This window comes from Methanothrix harundinacea 6Ac (genome assembly GCF_000235565.1).
Taxonomy (GTDB): domain Archaea; phylum Halobacteriota; class Methanosarcinia; order Methanotrichales; family Methanotrichaceae; genus Methanocrinis; species Methanocrinis harundinaceus.
This window is the reverse complement of record NC_017527.1, coordinates 1,066,834-1,083,362: the sequence shown is the minus strand read 5'-3', so window position 1 is coordinate 1,083,362 and position 16,529 is coordinate 1,066,834. Positions and strand designations below refer to the sequence as shown.

The window sequence follows — 16,529 nt, the reverse complement described above, 5'->3', positions numbered from 1 at the left end:
CTGGAAAAGGTTAATAGCGTTTGAGGGTTAAGGCTCGCGCGAGGACTCGTAGGGTAGAGGATATCCTAGCGGGCTTCGGAGAGGCTCCTCGAAGAAACCCGCTGACCTGGGTTCGAATCCCAGCGGGTCCGTCCTCCTTTTATACCGATATTTCGGCGGAGACCCCCGATTCGAAGCAGGTAGAAAACCCTTTTTGCCCATGGGCCCATAAGAGGGGCGCAGGTGAGGGTTTGGTCGACCTTCTGGGAAGAAAGAGGCGAGAGGAGGAGATAGGGGAGCTCCGCTCGAAGGTGGCTCTCCTGGAGGAGGAGAGGGACTCCCTAGCCCTCCAGATCGAGAGGCGAGATGAGAAGATCCGAAAGATGACGGCAGCCCAGCAGGAGGCGAGCCTCGCCCTCAAGGCCGCCGAGCAGAGGATCGCCGCTCTCCAGGAGGGGGGGTCTGAGGATGGAGGCGAAGAGAAAGGGAGACCGAAGCCGGAAGAGAAGAGCTGGACCCTGAAGCCGAGGGAGGTGGCGAGGCTCCTGGACCGGCTGGACGAGATCCGCTCCAAAGATGACGACCTCCTTTCCGCCTTAGTCCCCGCCGGATCGATGGGCTCCGACCTTCATCCCGGAGCGGAGGAGATGATCCGGCGGGCGGGTTCAGACCGGGGGGTGGCCGTCTTCTCCGACCCCCTCCTCTTCACCATCGGCCTTGTACCCCCCTTCCCCATAAAAAAGGAGGTGACGGCCTTCGCCTCCACCTTCAGGACGGGGCCCCTCCGGGAGATGCTGGATACACCGGTCCTGGTGGTGGCGGCCCACGCCGGAGAGACCCTCCTGGGGCTGGCCCTGGGGAGGGAGGGCTTCATCGAGGAGGCGGTGGTGAAGAGCACCGTCAAGGAGAAGCACACCAAGGGCGGCTGGTCCCAGAGGAGGTTCGAGCGGCTGAGGGAGGAAGATATCCGCCAGCATGCAGCCCTCGTCGCGGAGAGGCTGGAGAGCCTCCTGGAGGGGCGGAGGTCGATCCCCGTCTACGCCGTCGTCGGCGGCGAGAGCGCCCTCGTGCGGATGATCCGCCCTGCCATCGAGATGCCGATCCTGGAGGCGAAGTTCGGCCGGATCGACCGGAAGGACCCGGCCGAGGTCCTGGAGGAGGTCTACGCCTTCTCTTGCCTCCGGGGATGAGCCGACGCCCTCCCGTCGGATCGAAGACGGGGGAGATGGAGCGGCTCGCGGGGGGGGAGGAGAAGGTGGATACCTATAAAGGAGGATGAAGAGCCGACCGGTTACGAAGGAGGGAGGATCTGGCCATGAGGGACTGGAAGAAGGAGAGGGAGGCATCAGACCCAGAGATAGATGGGGAGGAGCTGGAGAGGCTCGCGAGGGACTGGGACTGGCACGTCCGCCGGGCCGTGGCCAACAACCCCGCCGCGCCCATGGAGATCCTGGGGGAGCTGGCGAGAGATAGGGTCCAGTGGGTCCGGGAGGCGGTGGCCGCAAGCCCTCAGGCAGACGGCGAGATCCTCGATCTCCTCGCCGAGGACGGAGACGGCTTCGTCCGGGCCGCCGTCGCCCTCAATCCCAGGACATCCCCCGAGGTCCTCTCGGACCTCGCCGAGGACGAGACGATGGACTTTGACTATTCCCTCTCGAAGAACCGCTACATCGTCATGGAGGCTGCGGCCAAGAACCCGAAGACCCCTGAAGAGGTTATCAGGGCCCTCGCCGACGACGGAGACGAGGGGGTCCGGGCCGCCGTCGTCTCAAACCCGACGGTCCCCGAGGACGTCCTCTTCGATAGGAGGATCGACCCCTCCTGGTCCGTCAGGACGGCGGCGGCGAGGAGCCCGCAGGCGACCGTCGAGCTCCTGGCCTACCTCGCCGCCGACCGGATCCAGGACGTCCGGGCCGCCGTCGCGATGAACAAAAAGACGTCGGCCTCCACCCTCGCGAGCCTCGCCGCTGACCGGGATGTCGAGATCCGGGCGGCGGTGGCGTCGAATCCGATCGCCGATCCCGCTACCCTGGTGGCCCTCTCCGGGGACTGGGCCTGGAAGGTGAGGGAGAAGGTGGCCCAAAATCCGTCCACCCCCGAAGAGGTCGTGAGAGCTCTGGTGGGGGATGGGGATCAGAGCGTGAAGAAGGCGGCGAGGGAGAGGCTGGAGGGGGGGATCCGAACTTGATCTCTCCGATCTCGGCTCCGGACCCCATCCGAGTCGAGACAGTTTTGACTAACCCACCTCCCGCTTCAGCATCAGCGTCGCCGCCCCGAAGGCGATGACGAAGAACCCGACCAGGAACAGCAGGTCCGGCACCAGGATCTCTGATACCCCCGCCCCCTTCAGCATCACCGCCCGGAGGGCGTCGCTGGAGTAGGTGAGGGGGAGGATGTAGGAGATCGGCCTTATGAAGTCGGGGATCGATTCGAGGGGCCACCAGACCCCTGAAAGGACGACCTGGGGGAGGATGACTATCGGTATGAACTGGACGACCTGAAACTCCGTCTTGGCGAAGTTCGATAAGAAGCCGCCTAGGACGAGCCCTCCCGCCCCCAGGAGGAGGATGACGCCGAAGGCCGTCAGGGGGTTTCCGTTCATGGGAACGCCGAAGGCGAGGACGACGACGAGGAGGGTCGTCGCCGACTGGAGGAGGGCGAAGAGGCTGAACCCCAAAAGGTAGCCGGCCACCATCTCGGGCCTGCTGAGGGGCGATACCATGAACTTCTCCAGGGACCCCTGAGTCCTCTCCCGGAGAAACGAGATCGCGGCGGTGATGAAGGTGAAGAAGAAGACGACGAGGCCGAGGACCGCGGGGCCGACGGAGTCCATCATCTCCAGATCGTAGCCGCGAATGTAGCGCTGGACGACCTCTGGGCCTCCGACCCCTCCGAGGATGCCGTCGCCCCCAGGCCACCCCCCGTTTAAAGCTCCCAGCTCTCCTCCAACCCCCATCCTTCCGCCGTTCTGGAGCCCCTCCCGGGGGAGAAGGCCGTTCTTCACCTCGGTCATGATCGAAGCTGTGATCTGGGGGCTCGACCCGTCCAGCAGGACCCGGACCTCCTCCCCGATCACCACCGCCCCGTGGAGCCTCCCCTCGACGATCAGCCTCTCGGCGTCCGACTCTGACCCGAGGTGGAGGAGGTCGAAGTCGTCGACGGAGGCGAGGTGCTCCCTCAGGGCGTCCTGGCCTCCGAGGTCCACCACCCCCAGGTTTATGCCGGCCATCTCCCCCGAGAGGGCGTAGCCGAAGAGGATCATCAGGAATACGGGGGCGAAGGTGATGAGGCCGATCGTCCTCCGATCCCGCTTCAGCTGGCGGACGACCCGCCGCGCCACCACCAGCACCCGCTTCGAATTGATCTTTGGACCTATCATCTCGACCCCCCCTCAGAAAGCCTCAGAAAGGCGGCGGCGAGGGAGGGCTCGACGAGCCTGAGGTCCGAGGGCTCGACCCGCTCCAGGATCTCTTTCAGCCTCCGGGTATCCTCGATCCTCACCTGAAGGACGCCACCGACGACTTCGACCGGAAGGCCCTCGGCTGCCAGGCTGGAAGCAGAGGCCCGGGGGTCCTTCACCCAGAGCCTCAAGATAGGCCGGAGCCCCGCCAGCCTCTTCAGCTCCTCGGGGCTCCCCTCCGCCAGCATCCGCCCGCCCCTCATGTAGCCGACGGTCTTGCACCTCTCGGCCTCGTCCATAAGATGGGTGGTGATGAGGATCGTCGCGCCCCCCTCGGCGAGGCCGTCGAAGAACCGCCAGAAGGCCTCCCGGAGGATCGGGTCGACCCCCACCGTCGGCTCGTCGAGGAGGAGGAGATCGGGGTCGTGGATCAGGGTGCAGGCGAGAGATAGCCTCTGATACATCCCGCCGCTGAGATCTCCCGTGATCCTATCGATATGATCCGCGAGGTCGACCATCTCCAGGAGCTCCGATATCCTCTCGTCCCTCTCCCCCCCCTCGATCCCGTAGAGGCCGGCATAAAACTCCATATTCTCTCTCAAGGTGAGGTCCGGGTATAGCGCCTTGTGCTGGGTCATGTACCCGATCCTGGGATAGACCCTATCGACGGTATGGACCGGCTCCCCCAGAACCGAGAGGTACCCCCCGTCGAGCCGGAGAAGGCCTGCGACGGCCCGGATGAAGGTCGTCTTCCCCGACCCGTTCGGTCCCAAAAGGCAGTAGGTAGTCCCCCGGGGTATCCTCACCGAAAGGTCGTTCAATACCCTAAGCCTGCCGAAGCTCTTCAAAAGGCCCCGGGCGACGATGCTGTAATCCTGGGACGGATCGGCGGCCGGAGATTCTTCGCCCACCATTAGCCCATCCTCCGGCATGATCAGACCGAGCCCCTTCGCCGGCGGTGGATCAGAAGGCCTGCCGCCGCCAGGGCCGCCAGAACGGCTCCGGAGATGAGGCCCCAGGGTCCGTCCTCCTCGATCCGCAGGTAGGCGTTCTCCGTCTCTGAGATGTCGTCTTTGCGAGAGTCGGAGAACTCGAAGAGGACCTTGAGCGAGTAGGTCTTCTCCGGCACGGCGTCCTTGGAGACGTCGAGCTTGTAGACCAGCTCGGCGGTCTCGCCGGGCCGGAGGAGGGGGATGGGAGACTCGTCGACGCTGACGTAGATCCCGCTCTCGGGCCGCAGCCTCGCCACGAGGTCGCGAGCATAGTCGTCGCCTACGTTCTCGATCGTCATCTTGACTACGTTATCCCTCGATCCGACGATCAGGTCCGATGGGGCGACCTCCTTAACCCTGAACTCCGCGCCGCTCTCCCGCACCACCCGGAGGGTCAGGGGGACGGTCTCGCTCTTGCTCTCGTATAGGTAGAATATATCGGGGTTCTCTGGCCGGCTCGATTTCGGCTTCGCCGCCACGTCCCACTGGTAGGTGTAGTTGACGACGGCCAGAAGGTCGTAATCTCCGGGGGGCGTCCTCTCATAGACCTCTATCGGAAATTCCAGCCTAGAAGAGACCTGACCCTCGCGCAGAGTTCCGGCATAGGCGACCTGCCTCTTCACCTCCAGGGGAACCTCCTCCCCGGTTTGGGGTACCAAGAGGCTGACCGAGACGTCTTGGGCCGCGGTCCTGGCGTTCTCCAGCTCCAGCTCGACCCTGGCGGCATACCTCTCTTCGGGGGAGGTCGAGGGGGGATCGTTCACTCTGATCGATGTGACCCGCCCCCGGTTCGTGAGAGTCAGGTAGAGGCTCGTCTCCTCGCCTTGATAGACCATCTCCCGGTCTAATGAGACGGCGACCTCGGGAGACCCCTCCACCTTGTAGAAGTCTCCAGGAAAGATCTCGAGGGCGTTCGGAGACCCCATAAAAGCCGCCGCCGATGCCGTAGGATGAATGAGGAGCAGGGACAGGAGAAGCAGAACGGGGCGCAAAGGTGAGACATATTTGAGGCAAAGCGATCTATCGGAGCTCATTTTGTAATCCTCTCAATACCGTTGGGTCGTAGAGGGACCAGCGGCATATTTAAGTTTGTTGTAACTAACTGAGTTACAATGAACTTTGAAATAGTGGATGGCCTGAGAAAGCTCGGCCTGACGGAGTACGAGGCGAGGAGCTACACCGCCCTGGTGGGGCTCGGTGAGGCGACGGCGAGGGAGGTCCACGAGATGAGCGGGGTCCCGAGGACCAGGGTATATGATATACTAAAAGACCTGACGGAGAAGGGCTTTGCCGAGTTCGTTCAGGGATCGCCGACGTACTACAGGGCCATCGAGCCGGAGAGGGTGATTGAGAGGCTGAAGGTCGAGCTCCTGGAGGCAGCAGACCGATCGGCCTATGAGCTGAAGAACCTCACCCTGGACTCTCCCGGAGCCACCCCCGTCTGGTGCGTTCGGAACGAGTGGGGGATCAAAAACAGGGTCCGAGACCTGATGAAAAGGGCGGATGGAGAGCTCTTGATATTCTGCAGAAGCCCGGATTTCTTGAGGGAGCACAGATCCGATCTCTCATCCGAGCTGAAAGAGGGGTGCAAGCTCGTGATGATAGTCGATAGAAAGGATAAATTCGAGGATCTGGGGTTAGATCTCCGGGAGATATGGGGGGGAGCTGCGGAGATATACAAAGATATTAGGGTGGACGGCGTAAACTACAGCCTCGATTGCATGATGATCGCCGACGGGAAGGAGTCGATCGTGATCACCAGGATAGGAGACGAGAGGCTGGCGGTGGTGGTGAAGCTGCCGGTCGTCTCGGCCCTTCAGAGGGGGGTTTTGGAGCATCTGGCCTGATCTATTAGGGATGCCCCGAGCATCGATCACCAGAGGCCCTCTCCTCCTCCCTCTGGCGCTCAAAGCTCTCCCGCCGCCTCCTCAAGCTTCGCGGTGCACGCGTCCATCAGCTCCGCCGCCTCCCTCACCCTCGCCGCCGCCTTCGGGCTTGCCGCCTCCATCTCCCTCGCCCTCGCCCGGAAGCTCTCGCTGTGGCTCTTGTTGTGCTCGATCCAGTGATCCAGAAGGTGCTCGATCTCGTGCGCATTCAGCTCGTGCTCATGCGACCCGTGCGTATCCGACCCGTGCTTATGCTCGTGCAATTTGAACGCCTCCTCTCTAATAAAGCCGCGACGGCGCTCCAGCCGCTGGCCTGACCCGACCCCGACAGCGCCCGGCTACGAATCCTTTTGGTCGTTATATGGATTAATAACTTCTGCTTATCATGTAGTCGGCGAGCTCCAGCAGCAGCGCCTTCGCCTCCGACTCCGGGAGGGGTGCCAGGGCCGCTTTGCCCTCCTCCACCAGCCCCACCGCCTTCCTCCTCGCATAATCTATCGAGCCGCTGCCCCGGAGGGCGTCGAGAGCCGCCTCGATCTCTTCCTGGGAGGCGTTCTTCTTCCCGAAGATCTCGATCCTCGCGCCCCTGGCCATGGCGTGGATCATGATCAGGGTCTTCTTCCCCTCGGCGAGGTCCCCGCCCCGGGGCTTTCCTAGGACCTTGGCAGGGGCCGTCAGATCCAGGACGTCGTCTTGGATCTGGAAGGCCATCCCCACCAGACGGCCGAACCTCTCCAGACCATCGGCCTCCTTCTCAGCCGCCCCGGAGAGGCGGGCCCCCATCCAAGCGGCAGCGCCGTAGAGGACCCCGGTCTTCTTCTCGATCATCTCCAGATACTCGGCCTCGGTCACCTCGTCTCGCCTCTCAAACTCCATGTCCAGCCACTGCCCCTCGCAGATGGCGGCGCAGGTCTTGGCGAGCATCTTCACCGAAGCCACCATCTCCTCGGGCCTCGCCTCGGCGACCGTCAGAATCTCGAAGGCCTTGGAGTAGAGGGTATCGCCGGCCAGGATCGCCCCCGCCTCGTCCCACTTGACGTGGACCGCGGGCCTACCCCGCCGGGTCTCGGCGTTGTCCATGATGTCGTCGTGGATGAGGGTGAAGTTGTGGACGAGCTCGATGGAGACGGCGGCGGGGACGACGGCCCGGAGATCGCCGCCTACAGCCTCCGCGGCCATAAGGAGCATGCTCGGCCGGAGCCTCTTTCCCCCCGCGTCGACCAGGTGCCTGCCGGCGGCGTAGAGCTCCCTCGGGGGGACGACCGGCAGAAGCTCTTCGATCGCCCCGGAGATCATCCCGGCCCGCCTCAAAAGCTCCTCCTCAAGGATCAGCACGCCTTCTGCACCTCCTCGCTCTCCGGTCCCCCGATGCCCTTCCAGCCCCTCCGATCCAAAATCTCCCCCCTTCCGTTCCAGCTTCCCAGTTCCGCCGTCACCGTCCCTTCCTCCTCATCCCCTTCAGGGGAGGAGCAGCTCCTGGCCATTCCTCATGATGTGGAAGGTGTATCCCAGCTCGTAGCCGGTGTCCTCCGCCATGGAGAGGTACTTGCCGTGGGTCTCGAAGGTCCCGTGGCTGGGGATGACGTGCTCGGGATTTATCATCCTCAAGAGCTCCCAGTGGTCCTCGACGCAGGCGTGGCCCGAGACGTGGACGTTGTCGTAGACCCTCGCCCCCCTCATCTTCAGCTTCGTCTCCACGATGTGCCGGTTGGACTTGTTCAGGGGCTGGGGTATGATCCCGGCGCTGAATATCACCTTGTCCCCGGACTCGATCATGTAATCGGTCTCGCCGCTGGCGACCCTGCTGAGGACCGCCCCCGGCTCCCCCTGGTGGCCGGTCATGATCGGGAGGTACTTATCCTTCCCCTCCTGCATCATCCTCTTGAAGAACTTGTCGACGCTCTTTCTCCTACCGTAGACGGGGAGGTCGTTGGACTTGGGGGCGTACCCCACCCTCTTCGCCGTCCCCCAGTACTTCTCCATCGATCTGCCCAGCAACACCGGCTTTCGCCCCATCTCGTGGGCCGCCTCGATGATCGCCCGGATCCTCGCTATGTGGGATGAGAAGGTCGTCAAAAGGACCCCGGACTTCGTCTCCTCCGTCCCCATCAGGACGTCCCAGACCAGGTCTTTTGCTATCTGCTCCGAGGGGGTCTTCCCCGATATCCCGGCGTTCGTCGTCTCGGTGATCAGGGCCAAAACCCCCTCGTTCTCCAGCTTCTTCAGCCTGGCGAAGTCGGGAGGCTGGCCGAGGGTGGGGCTTCGGTCCATCTTGAAGTCGTTGGCGTAGAGGATCACGCCCCGGGGGGTGTGAATGGCGGCGAAGACGCAGTCGACGATGCTGTGCTGGACCCTGATGAACTCCAGCTCGACGTCAGAGGAGACCTGCATCTTCTTGCCGGCGTTCATCGTCACCACCTCGTTCTTCGTCCCCTGGAGCTTCTCAGCCTCTATCTCCTGCTTTATCAGGTCCGCGGTGAAAGGGGTCCCTACGATGGGAGCCTTGTACTTGTGGGCGAGCTTGGATATCGCTCCGATGTGGTCTAGGTGGCCGTGGGTGCAGGCTATCGTCTTCACCTTCCCGTCCACGTCCTTCATGACGCTGTCGTTGGGGATGGCCCCCATGGATATCAGCTCGGAGGGGCGGAGCCGCTCTACGTCCGTATCCTCGTGGATCTGGACCCTGTCCAGCCGGAGGCCCATGTCCATAATCACTATGTCATGACCGATTCTGATGGCGGTCATGTTCCTTCCAATCTCTTCGTAGCCTCCGATGGCTACAATTCCAATCTCCTTCATCTCGACATCTCTCTATAAATGGAAAGCTTCTTTGAATCAAACCCTCTCTCTTCCAGGATCTCCCTCGTCCTGCCGACGACGATGAACGGCGCCGATTCCAGGGCCGAGAGGTCCCGGGAGGCGGTGAGGAACATGGCGGTCCGGAAGGCCCTCTCATAGGCCCGGAGGGCCCCGACCACCTCCGACGACCCCTCCGTCGCCGGCCGGAGGAAGGGGAGGGCGGCCCCCCCGAGCCTCGCCCCCAGAGCTATGCTCTTGGCGACGTCGATCCCGCTCCTGACCCCTCCGGAGGAGATCACCTCCGCCCCTGCCGAGGCGCACTCGACGACGCTCACCGGGGTTGGGACCCCCCAGCTCCAGAAGAGCCGCCCCATCACCGCGGACTCGCCATCCCCCCGCTCCTCGGCCCTATAGGCCTCCACCCCGGACCAGCTGGTCCCGCCCATGCCGGCCACGTCTATGACCTCGACCCCCGCCTCCAGGAGGGCCAGGGCGTCCTCTCTGCATATCCCCGCCCCCGTCTCCTTGGCGATGATGGGGACCCTCCCGTCGGAGGCGGCCCGGATCGCCGCCATCGCCCCTCGGGCCTCGGTCTCCCCCTCCGGCTGGACGCTCTCCTGGAGGAAGTTGAGGTGGACGGCCACGGCATCGGCCTCGATCATCTCCGCGAGCCTATCGATCACCTCGGGCCCCTCCCTCACCAGCTGGACCGCCCCGATGTTCCCGATGATCGGGATCGTCGGCGCCGCGTCCCTCACCGCCGAGAAGGTCTCCTCCACCTCGGAGTTCTCGAGGGCGGCCCTCTGGGATCCGACCCCCATCGCCACCCCCACCTCCTGGGCCGCCAGGGCCAGGTTGACGTTGATCTCCTTCGTCTCGGGGTGCCCGCCCGTCATCCCCGTGATCATGAAGGGGAAGGCCAGCTCCTTTCCCAGAAACCTGCACCTCGAATCAATCTCGGCGGCGTCGATCTCCGGGAGGGCCCTGTGGACGAGGGCCACGTCCTCGAAGGGCTGCCAGCCCCCCTCCACCCCCCTATCGAGGCAGATCCTGATGTGGTCGAGCTTCCTCTTGGCTGTGGTCACCTTCTCCCCTCCACCAGGGTCCCCACCCTCTCGCCCCGGAGGACCCTCTCGATCATCCCTGGCTTGGATGCGTTGAATATCACCGAAGATACCCCCTCGTCGGCCAGGTCGAGGAGCTCCTCCACCTTCCCCCTCATACCGCCGGTGACGTCCACCCCCGCGGAGGGGCCCAGCTCTGACCAGATGCCGGAGACCCCGGCCCGCCTCAGCTGCGGGAGGACCTCGCCGTCGGAGATCACCCCGTCTGCCGCCGTCCCCAGGGCGACGATCGTGGGCTTCACCAACCTCGCCAGATGGGAGACGAGCTGGTCACCGGAGACGATCGCAGCTCCCCGGACCAGGTCCATGGCGACGTCGCCGTGGAGGACGGGGACGAGGCCCCTCCTCACCATCTCCAGGATCGGCCCCACCTCCATCCCCACGATCCTACCATCTTTGAGGAGGGAAGAGCCGAGGGGGTGTACCGGTACGGGGGAAGAGCCCGCCCTCCTCAGCCCCTCGACGACGAGGTCGTTAAGCCTGACGACGGACCGATGGGTCTCCAGCACCCCCTCGGCGTCGAACCTCTCCGCAAGGCGGTACCGCTCGGCATGGAAGTGGCCGAAGGAGCCGGCGCCGTGGACGAGGATGAGGCCCTCCCCGCACCCAGCGACCTCGGCGGCGATCCTCTCGATCTCCTCGGTCCTGGCGGATTCGAGGCGGGTCTTATCGGTCAGGACGCTCCCGCCGACCTTCAGAATCCTGATCTCGGTCATCTCACCTCTCCGGGATCCTCGATCCTCAGCCCCTGACAGCCGGTGACCACCGAGAAGGGCTCCCCCCTCGCCTGGTCGATGGCGGTCATGGCCCTCAAAACCCCCCCGGGGCCGGGGCGGGGCAGGGCGATCATGCATCCGCCGCCGCCGGCCCCCGTCAGCTTTGCTCCGAAGGCCTGCCCGCCCCCCCGGGAGGCGTAGACGAGCTCGGAGAGCTCCCGGGTCCCGACACCTACCGCCTCCAAAAGGCCGTGGTTTGTGTTCATCAGCTCCCCCAGCTCCTCAAGCCGGCCTTCCCTGATGAGCTCCGGCGCCAGCCTCGAGATCTCACCGATGGCCCGGAATATGGGGTCGACGATCTCCGGCCGCCTCGCCCTGAAGCTCTGGACCTTGGATACCTCCGCCCTGGTGTCGTGGGGCAGCCCCGTGAACCCCACCACCAGCTTCATCTCCGGCAGGTCGACGGCCCTCGCTGACCCCTCGACGAGCCGGTAGCCGCCGAAGGCGGCGAGGGCGGTGTCCGTCGGCGAGCCCAGCCCCTCCTGGACGGTCCTCTCGATCCTGAAAGCCTCCATCGCTATCTCTTCCGTCGACATATCCAGGGCGAGATGGCGGCTGAGGGCTCCCAGGGTGGCGACGACGACGGAGGCCGACGATCCGAGCCCCGAGGCCGGAGGGATCTCCGACTCGACGGTGACCCGGAGGTCCCTCGCCCCAAACTCCTTCAAAACGGCGGTGATGTACCTAGCTGCGTGGGCCGCCTCCTCCCCCGCCTTCGTCAGGACCTCGCCGGTGAGGGGGTCCAGGGCTATACCCTTCAGATCCATCCGGAGGTCGGGGGCGGAGATCTCGAGCCTCCCCGGCAGGTCTTCGATCCTGGCCCCAACCCTCAGGTCCACGGCGGCGCCCAGGGCGGCAGCCCCCGAGACGACGGCGTGCTCCCCGAAGAGGATCACCTTGCCGGGAGCGGAGGCAAAGGTCAGTTCATCGCCTCCTAGACGAAGGCTATCGCCCCGTAGCCCACCACCTGGCTATAATCCCCGAGGACGTCGCCGCTGGTGGAGTAGCGGAGAAGCTTGCCGGTCTCGGCGCCCAGGATCCTCGCAGCGGTGATGGTAGCCGATATCGGGCCGTAGCCGCAGGCGGTGAGGTTTTGGCCGTAGACGGCCCTATAGACGGAGGGGACGTCCATCCTCAGGATCGCCTCGATCGCCTGAGCGTCCTTCCTCCTCGCCTCCTCCTGGGGCTCGTAATGGGTGAAGTCGCTGCTGGCGATGATGGTGCAGTCCCGGCCGAGGGACTTCGCCGCCTCGCCGACCGCCTCCCCGACTTCGACCGCCGTCTCCTCGTCCTGGAGCCCCATGGCTATCGGGAGGATCTTGAACCCCGAGAACCTCGCCTGGAGGAACGGTATCTGGACCTCGAGGGAGTGCTCATAGAGGTGGGCGGACTCGTCCACCTCGAGGATGCTCCCAGCCAGGGCGTCCGCCAGCTCGACGTCGGATTCGACGGTCCCAAGGGGGGTCATCCACGAATCCCGAGAGATGGCTACGGGAAGGCCGAGGCCGTGGTGGTTCGGGCCTATCAGGACGAAGGTCTCCCTCTCGGGGAGCCTCCCATAGACCTCAGCGGCCACGGCTCCTGAATAGATGTAGCCGGCATGGGGTACGACGGCGCCCCGGATGGGGAGGGGCTCTCCGCCGGAGGCTCCGCTGAAGGCGGCCTTCAGCTCCTCCAGCAGCTTCTGGGGCTGAAGGGGGTAGAACTGGCCTGCCACTGCGGGGCGTCTCATCGATCAGAACTCCATCTCGAAGTCCGAGACCGAGTACCTGAACCTATCTTCCTCTCCCCTCTCCTTGAGGACCTCTTTGGCCAGGAGCCAGTAGATGAGGGTCAGGGCCTTCCGGCCTTTGTTGTTGGTGGGGATCACCAGATCGACGTTGGAGGTGAGGTTGTTGGTGTCGCATAAGGCAACGACCGGAATCCCCACGTCGATCGCCTCGTTGATCGCCTGGCTGTCGCCGGCGGGGTCGGTCACCACCACCACGTCCGGCTCGACGTAGTCGTAGAAGGTGGGGTTGGTCATGGTGTTGGGTATGAACCTTCCGACGATGGCCTTGGAGCCTACGGCCTTGGAGAACATGGTGGCCGGCCTCTGGCCGTACTGCCTCGCCGAGACGACCAGGATCTTGGAGGGGTCGTACTTGGCCAGGAACTTGGCCGCAAGCCTGATCCTCTTGTCCGTCGCCTGGACGTCGAGGACGTAGAGGCCGTCGGTCCTGACTCTGTATATGTAGTCCATCATGCTCTTGGTCTTCTGCTGAGTCCCTATGTGGATCCCCGCGGCTAGATACTCGTCTATGGGGATGAGGGTCTCATAATCTTCAGCTGGTGTTATGACTTCATCTTCCAAAAATGTCACCTACCTAGAGGTTCTGCGATCCCGTTTAACGGTGATGGGAACAAATCCCAATCTCATCTCTTCCAGGGCGATTTCGAGGGGGTCTATGGACTCGGTCTTGATCAATACCGGGGCGCCCATCAGGATCTGTAAAGCTCGAGCCCCCACAATTCTCGCGCGTTCGTATCGCGTATATTCTTCATCCATCGAATCCGTCAAGTGGCCACCTCAAAAGAAAGGCAAGTGGTGGGGTTGCTGAGATTCGAACTCAGGTTACGGCGTCCCGAACGCCGAGGGATGGACCAGGCTACCCCACAACCCCACGCCTTTTACTGATACCGCCGAAGCACGTCAACGATCTCCACGTGGGTCAGGAGCATGCGACGACAGCAGTAGCTTTCGATGCCCAGATCGTCCATCACCTTCCCCGGTGGCTCAGACTTGGTGCGCTCCTTGTACTCCTCCCATACATCAGAGATGACGTTTCCACAGGTGAAACATCGTACAGGGATCAAGCTAGCTCACCTGTAAGACTTCTGATACTTGGCTCTTGCACCGGGGCCGCCGACCTTCTTCCGCTCCTTCTGCCGGTGGTCGTTGACCAGAAGAGACCTGTCGTACTCCATGTAGGCCTCCTTGAGGGCGGTGTCTCCGGTCCACTCCACGATCCCGCGGGCGATGGCGGTCCGGACGGCAGCAGCCTGACCCATGAACCCGCCTCCGCGGACCTTGACGTCGATGTCGAGCCCCGAGGCCTTCTCCTGGGCGATCATCACGGGCTCCATGATCTTCTGCCTGACGAGCTCGGGCTCAAAGATCTCCAGGGGTTTGCTGTTGATCCTGACTCTGCCCTTCCCCTCCGTCAGGGTGGCCCTGGCGATCGCCGTTCTGTTTTTACCCGATGAGTTGGTTATCTTCATGCTGAACCCTCAGAATTTTGATCCGAACATCCGGCTTACGTCGCCAAGTTCCACATACTTCCCGGTGCCCAGGCGCGTCATCTTCGCAGCCTCCGGCCGCTCCATCTCCATCCCCTTCAGCTCGGGAGGGACTCCTACATAAATCCTGAGCCTGGACATGGCGTCCCGGCCGCGCTTCGTCTTGTGGGGGAGCATGCCGCGGACCGTCCTCTTCAGGATCCTCTCGGGCCGCTTGGGATAGTGAGGCCCCTTCTCGGTGGAGCCCTTGTTCTTCATCTCCTCGTACTCCCGGTAGATGGTCTCTCGCCGACCTGAGATTATGGCCTTCTCGGCGTTGACGATCGCTATCTCCTCTCCTGCGAGGAGCTCTGAAGCGGCGAGGCTGGCCAGACGTCCCAGGATCATCCCAGATGCGTCAATAATCATCAGATCACCTTAAAATAATTATGCCGGAACCCTTCGGGTGTTTATCGGCCAGCTCATCTATCCTGAGACATTCGCCACCGGCCGACTTTATCTTCGACGCGGCCTGCTCGCTGAACTGGAGGGCGGCCACCGTCACCTTGTGATCGAGATCGCCGGTCCCCAGGACCTTCCCCGCCACGAGGACCAGGTCGTCGGGGGCGGTATGCCTGTTTATCTTGCTGACGTTTACTGCGGCGTAGTTCCGCCTCGGCTTCTCCAGCCTCTTGGCCACGTCGCGCCAGATCGCCGACCCGTCGTTCCGGGTGGCGGCCTTGAGATCGTCGATGAGGGTGACCAATCCCGGGTTTGTCTTCTTGACCTTCTTCATATCAATCCTCCGCATAGCCCCCTCGCCGGGGGCCGACTCACGCGCCCTGGGGCGCGTTCGGACCTTCGGGTCCCTGCGCCAGAGAGGGGCGGGCTTCCGCTCCCTCTGCGGATCGCTACAACCACCTGATTAAGAGTATTTAAGGGTTTTCACGACCCCGGCGGCCCGGCCCCTCCGCCGATCGGGCCATCTTTCGGGGCTTAACAGAAACTTTTTTATATTCAGGCAGCAACTACTCCCTAATAAAATGGTAGATATTATCCTCATCTCATCGGTCTTTTTCGGCCTTCTATTCGGGATCTTCAGCGGCCTTACCCCGGGCATTCATTCAAATAACTTTGCAGCACTTCTCCTGGCCCTCTCTCCCGCCTTCCTCAGCCTGGGGCTGGAACCCCTCGACCTCGCGACGGCGATTCTGGCGGCGTCCGTCGCCCACACCTTCCTCGACATAGTGCCATCGATATTCATTGGTGCTCCCGACGCCGATACCGCCCTGGCCGTCCTTCCCGGCCACGAGATGATGCTCGAGGGGAAGGGGATCGAGGCGATCCGCCTCTCGGCCCTCGGGAGCGCCTCCTCGATCCTGGTGGCCCTGCTTCTGATCGTCCCCCTATCCCTCCTCTTCGGCAGGTTCTACGAGACCTTCATGGACCACGTCGGCCTCGTCCTCCTGGCGATAGCCGCCGTCACGATCCTGACGGAGCGGGGAGAGGTGATCGAGGGGCAGGGGTCCCTCGCCCCCCTCAAGTACAAGCTCATCGCCCTCGTCCTCTTCCTGACGAGCGGCCTCCTCGGAACCTTCGCCTTCGCCCACCAGGACCTCGCCCAGTCGCCCCTGGGGTTCCGGCCGGAGGTCCTGATGCCCCTGCTGGGAGGGCTCTTCGGCGCCTCGATCCTCCTGATCAGCCTCGGATCCCGGGCGGAGGTCCCCGACCAGAGGGAGACGGGGTTTGGGATGCCGGCGAGGACGATCACCAAGGCCGCCTTCTTCGGGGGGCTCGCGGGGTCGGTGGTGGCCTGGGTTCCGGGGGTGACCCCCGCGGTGGCGACCGTCGCCACCAGGTTCGGGTCGGACTGGTCCGGCCGGGAGTTTCTCGTCTCCGTATCGGGGGTGAACACCGCGAACGCCCTCCTCACCATGGTGGCGCTCCTGGTGGTGGGGCGGCCCCGGTCCGGGGCCGCCGTCGCCATCCAGGAGCTGGTGGAGCTGGACCGCAGGCTCCTCCTCTTCATGGTGACGGTCGCGGTCTTCGTATCGATCCTCTCATACCTCGCCACCCTCGCGGCGGGGAGGGCGGCGGCGAAGGTCGTGAGAAGGCTCGACTACGGGAGGCTCTGCATCGCCATCCTCGCCCTCCTCACCGCCCTCACCTACGCCTTCACCGGCCCCTTCGGCCTCTTCATCTACCTCGTCTCGACGGTCGTCGGCCTCGTCGCCCCCTTCGCGGGGGTGAGGAAGACCCACGCCATGGGGGTTCTGATGGTGCCGCTTTTGATTTACTACCTGTGATCTCTCGAA

At 63.8% G+C, this 16,529-nt stretch carries 20 protein-coding genes and 2 tRNA genes; 5 read left to right on the top strand and 17 right to left on the bottom strand.

All coding sequences use genetic code 11. The features are described from left to right. The first annotated feature begins 42 nt into the window (after positions 1 to 42). From MHAR_RS05115 to MHAR_RS05105, 3 genes are all read left to right on the top strand, one after another. Positions 43 to 131 (top strand) — tRNA-Arg (locus MHAR_RS05115). 99 nt (positions 132 to 230) lie between these two features. Continuing rightward, the gene (locus MHAR_RS12435; protein WP_014586549.1) at positions 231 to 1,169 is read left to right on the top strand and encodes a Vms1/Ankzf1 family peptidyl-tRNA hydrolase; all 939 of its coding nucleotides are present in this window, start codon (positions 231 to 233) and stop codon (positions 1,167 to 1,169) included. A gap of 125 nt (positions 1,170 to 1,294) precedes the next feature. After that, complete coding sequence (locus tag MHAR_RS05105; protein WP_014586548.1) at positions 1,295 to 2,167, top strand: hypothetical protein; 873 nt, start codon at positions 1,295 to 1,297, stop codon at positions 2,165 to 2,167. Between the two features lie 48 nt (positions 2,168 to 2,215). Here MHAR_RS05105 and MHAR_RS05100 read toward each other — a convergent pair whose 3' ends face one another. From MHAR_RS05100 to MHAR_RS05090, 3 genes are read right to left on the bottom strand one after another with little or no spacing between them, the layout of a single operon-like run. Next, on the bottom strand, positions 2,216 to 3,358 hold the full coding sequence (locus MHAR_RS05100) for an ABC transporter permease (RefSeq protein WP_014586547.1): 1,143 nt from the start codon (positions 3,356 to 3,358) through the stop codon (positions 2,216 to 2,218). Continuing rightward, entirely contained in the window at positions 3,355 to 4,293 is a 939-nt protein-coding gene (locus MHAR_RS05095; protein WP_014586546.1) for an ABC transporter ATP-binding protein, read from the bottom strand. Before MHAR_RS05095 ends, MHAR_RS05100 begins: the two co-directional genes overlap by 4 nt. 20 nt (positions 4,294 to 4,313) lie before the next feature. Further along, positions 4,314 to 5,297, bottom strand: a complete 984-nt coding sequence (locus tag MHAR_RS05090) for a COG1361 S-layer family protein (RefSeq protein ID WP_014586545.1) — start codon at positions 5,295 to 5,297, stop codon at positions 4,314 to 4,316. 186 nt (positions 5,298 to 5,483) lie between these two features. Between MHAR_RS05090 and MHAR_RS05085 the strand changes: the two genes are divergently transcribed. After that, the gene (locus MHAR_RS05085) at positions 5,484 to 6,218 is read left to right on the top strand and encodes a TrmB family transcriptional regulator (RefSeq protein WP_014586544.1); all 735 of its coding nucleotides are present in this window, start codon (positions 5,484 to 5,486) and stop codon (positions 6,216 to 6,218) included. A gap of 59 nt (positions 6,219 to 6,277) precedes the next feature. Here MHAR_RS05085 and MHAR_RS05080 read toward each other — a convergent pair whose 3' ends face one another. The 14 genes from MHAR_RS05080 to MHAR_RS05015 all read right to left on the bottom strand — a co-directional run bounded on the left by MHAR_RS05080 (position 6,278) and on the right by MHAR_RS05015 (position 15,010). Beyond that, positions 6,278 to 6,520, bottom strand: coding sequence for a hypothetical protein (locus tag MHAR_RS05080; protein WP_014586543.1), 243 nt, complete (start codon positions 6,518 to 6,520; stop codon positions 6,278 to 6,280). 103 nt (positions 6,521 to 6,623) lie between these two features. Then, the gene (locus tag MHAR_RS05075) at positions 6,624 to 7,589 is read right to left on the bottom strand and encodes a polyprenyl synthetase family protein (protein ID WP_228369632.1); all 966 of its coding nucleotides are present in this window, start codon (positions 7,587 to 7,589) and stop codon (positions 6,624 to 6,626) included. Positions 7,590 to 7,715: 126 nt separating this feature from the next. Beyond that, entirely contained in the window at positions 7,716 to 9,056 is a 1,341-nt protein-coding gene (locus MHAR_RS05070; RefSeq protein ID WP_014586541.1) for an RNase J family beta-CASP ribonuclease, read from the bottom strand. Then, the gene (gene fni / locus MHAR_RS05065; RefSeq protein WP_014586540.1) at positions 9,053 to 10,141 is read right to left on the bottom strand and encodes a type 2 isopentenyl-diphosphate Delta-isomerase; all 1,089 of its coding nucleotides are present in this window, start codon (positions 10,139 to 10,141) and stop codon (positions 9,053 to 9,055) included. Before fni ends, MHAR_RS05070 begins: the two co-directional genes overlap by 4 nt. Further along, positions 10,138 to 10,896 (bottom strand): isopentenyl phosphate kinase, encoded by a 759-nt coding sequence (locus tag MHAR_RS05060; RefSeq protein WP_014586539.1) that lies wholly within the window; start codon positions 10,894 to 10,896, stop codon positions 10,138 to 10,140. Before MHAR_RS05060 ends, fni begins: the two co-directional genes overlap by 4 nt. Next, positions 10,893 to 11,852 carry a mevalonate kinase gene (gene mvk, locus MHAR_RS05055; RefSeq protein WP_014586538.1) on the bottom strand — a complete coding sequence of 320 codons (960 nt, stop codon included), beginning with the start codon at positions 11,850 to 11,852 and terminating at the stop codon, positions 10,893 to 10,895. The genes MHAR_RS05060 and mvk overlap by 4 nt, the downstream gene beginning before the upstream one ends. A 38-nt stretch (positions 11,853 to 11,890) precedes the next feature. Next, complete coding sequence (locus tag MHAR_RS05050) at positions 11,891 to 12,688, bottom strand: MEMO1 family protein (RefSeq protein WP_048144386.1); 798 nt, start codon at positions 12,686 to 12,688, stop codon at positions 11,891 to 11,893. Between the two features lie 3 nt (positions 12,689 to 12,691). Further along, positions 12,692 to 13,318 carry a 30S ribosomal protein S2 gene (rpsB, locus tag MHAR_RS05045; RefSeq protein ID WP_014586536.1) on the bottom strand — a complete coding sequence of 209 codons (627 nt, stop codon included), beginning with the start codon at positions 13,316 to 13,318 and terminating at the stop codon, positions 12,692 to 12,694. Further along, positions 13,319 to 13,504: a DNA-directed RNA polymerase subunit K gene (locus tag MHAR_RS05040; protein WP_048144850.1), complete on the bottom strand. Its 186-nt coding sequence runs from the start codon at positions 13,502 to 13,504 to the stop codon at positions 13,319 to 13,321. A 37-nt stretch (positions 13,505 to 13,541) separates the two neighbouring features. Next, positions 13,542 to 13,619 (bottom strand) — tRNA-Pro (locus MHAR_RS05035). Positions 13,620 to 13,626: 7 nt separating this feature from the next. Further along, positions 13,627 to 13,812 carry a DNA-directed RNA polymerase subunit N gene (locus tag MHAR_RS05030; protein WP_048144385.1) on the bottom strand — a complete coding sequence of 62 codons (186 nt, stop codon included), beginning with the start codon at positions 13,810 to 13,812 and terminating at the stop codon, positions 13,627 to 13,629. 6 nt (positions 13,813 to 13,818) lie between these two features. Further along, positions 13,819 to 14,217, bottom strand: a complete 399-nt coding sequence (locus tag MHAR_RS05025; RefSeq protein WP_014586534.1) for a 30S ribosomal protein S9 — start codon at positions 14,215 to 14,217, stop codon at positions 13,819 to 13,821. Positions 14,218 to 14,226: 9 nt separating this feature from the next. Beyond that, positions 14,227 to 14,646, bottom strand: a complete 420-nt coding sequence (locus tag MHAR_RS05020; protein WP_048144384.1) for a 50S ribosomal protein L13 — start codon at positions 14,644 to 14,646, stop codon at positions 14,227 to 14,229. Position 14,647: 1 nt separating this feature from the next. Next, the gene (locus MHAR_RS05015; protein WP_014586532.1) at positions 14,648 to 15,010 is read right to left on the bottom strand and encodes a 50S ribosomal protein L18e; all 363 of its coding nucleotides are present in this window, start codon (positions 15,008 to 15,010) and stop codon (positions 14,648 to 14,650) included. A 247-nt stretch (positions 15,011 to 15,257) separates the two neighbouring features. On the opposite strand from MHAR_RS05015, the gene MHAR_RS05010 reads away from it, so the two are divergent. Further along, positions 15,258 to 16,520 (top strand): tripartite tricarboxylate transporter permease, encoded by a 1,263-nt coding sequence (locus MHAR_RS05010; protein ID WP_014586531.1) that lies wholly within the window; start codon positions 15,258 to 15,260, stop codon positions 16,518 to 16,520. Positions 16,521 to 16,529: the final 9 nt, after the last annotated feature.

What these genes read in the sequence shown, in the direction of transcription:
- MHAR_RS05060 (WP_014586539.1), bottom strand. Translation starts at nt 10,896, where the DNA reads ATGACCGAGATCAGGATTCTGAAGGTCGGCGGGAGCGTCCTGACCGAT.
- MHAR_RS05070 (WP_014586541.1), bottom strand. Translation starts at nt 9,056, where the DNA reads ATGAAGGAGATTGGAATTGTAGCCATCGGAGGCTACGAAGAGATTGGA.
- MHAR_RS05010 (WP_014586531.1), top strand. Translation starts at nt 15,258, where the DNA reads ATGGTAGATATTATCCTCATCTCATCGGTCTTTTTCGGCCTTCTATTC.
- MHAR_RS05090 (WP_014586545.1), bottom strand. Translation starts at nt 5,297, where the DNA reads ATGGGGTCTCCGAACGCCCTCGAGATCTTTCCTGGAGACTTCTACAAG.
- MHAR_RS05050 (WP_048144386.1), bottom strand. Translation starts at nt 12,688, where the DNA reads ATGAGACGCCCCGCAGTGGCAGGCCAGTTCTACCCCCTTCAGCCCCAG.
- MHAR_RS05025 (WP_014586534.1), bottom strand. Translation starts at nt 14,217, where the DNA reads ATGAAGATAACCAACTCATCGGGTAAAAACAGAACGGCGATCGCCAGG.
- MHAR_RS05040 (WP_048144850.1), bottom strand. Translation starts at nt 13,504, where the DNA reads ATGGATGAAGAATATACGCGATACGAACGCGCGAGAATTGTGGGGGCT.
- MHAR_RS05095 (WP_014586546.1), bottom strand. Translation starts at nt 4,293, where the DNA reads ATGGTGGGCGAAGAATCTCCGGCCGCCGATCCGTCCCAGGATTACAGC.
- MHAR_RS05105 (WP_014586548.1), top strand. Translation starts at nt 1,295, where the DNA reads ATGAGGGACTGGAAGAAGGAGAGGGAGGCATCAGACCCAGAGATAGAT.
- MHAR_RS05100 (WP_014586547.1), bottom strand. Translation starts at nt 3,358, where the DNA reads ATGATAGGTCCAAAGATCAATTCGAAGCGGGTGCTGGTGGTGGCGCGG.
- MHAR_RS05015 (WP_014586532.1), bottom strand. Translation starts at nt 15,010, where the DNA reads ATGAAGAAGGTCAAGAAGACAAACCCGGGATTGGTCACCCTCATCGAC.
- MHAR_RS05085 (WP_014586544.1), top strand. Translation starts at nt 5,484, where the DNA reads ATGAACTTTGAAATAGTGGATGGCCTGAGAAAGCTCGGCCTGACGGAG.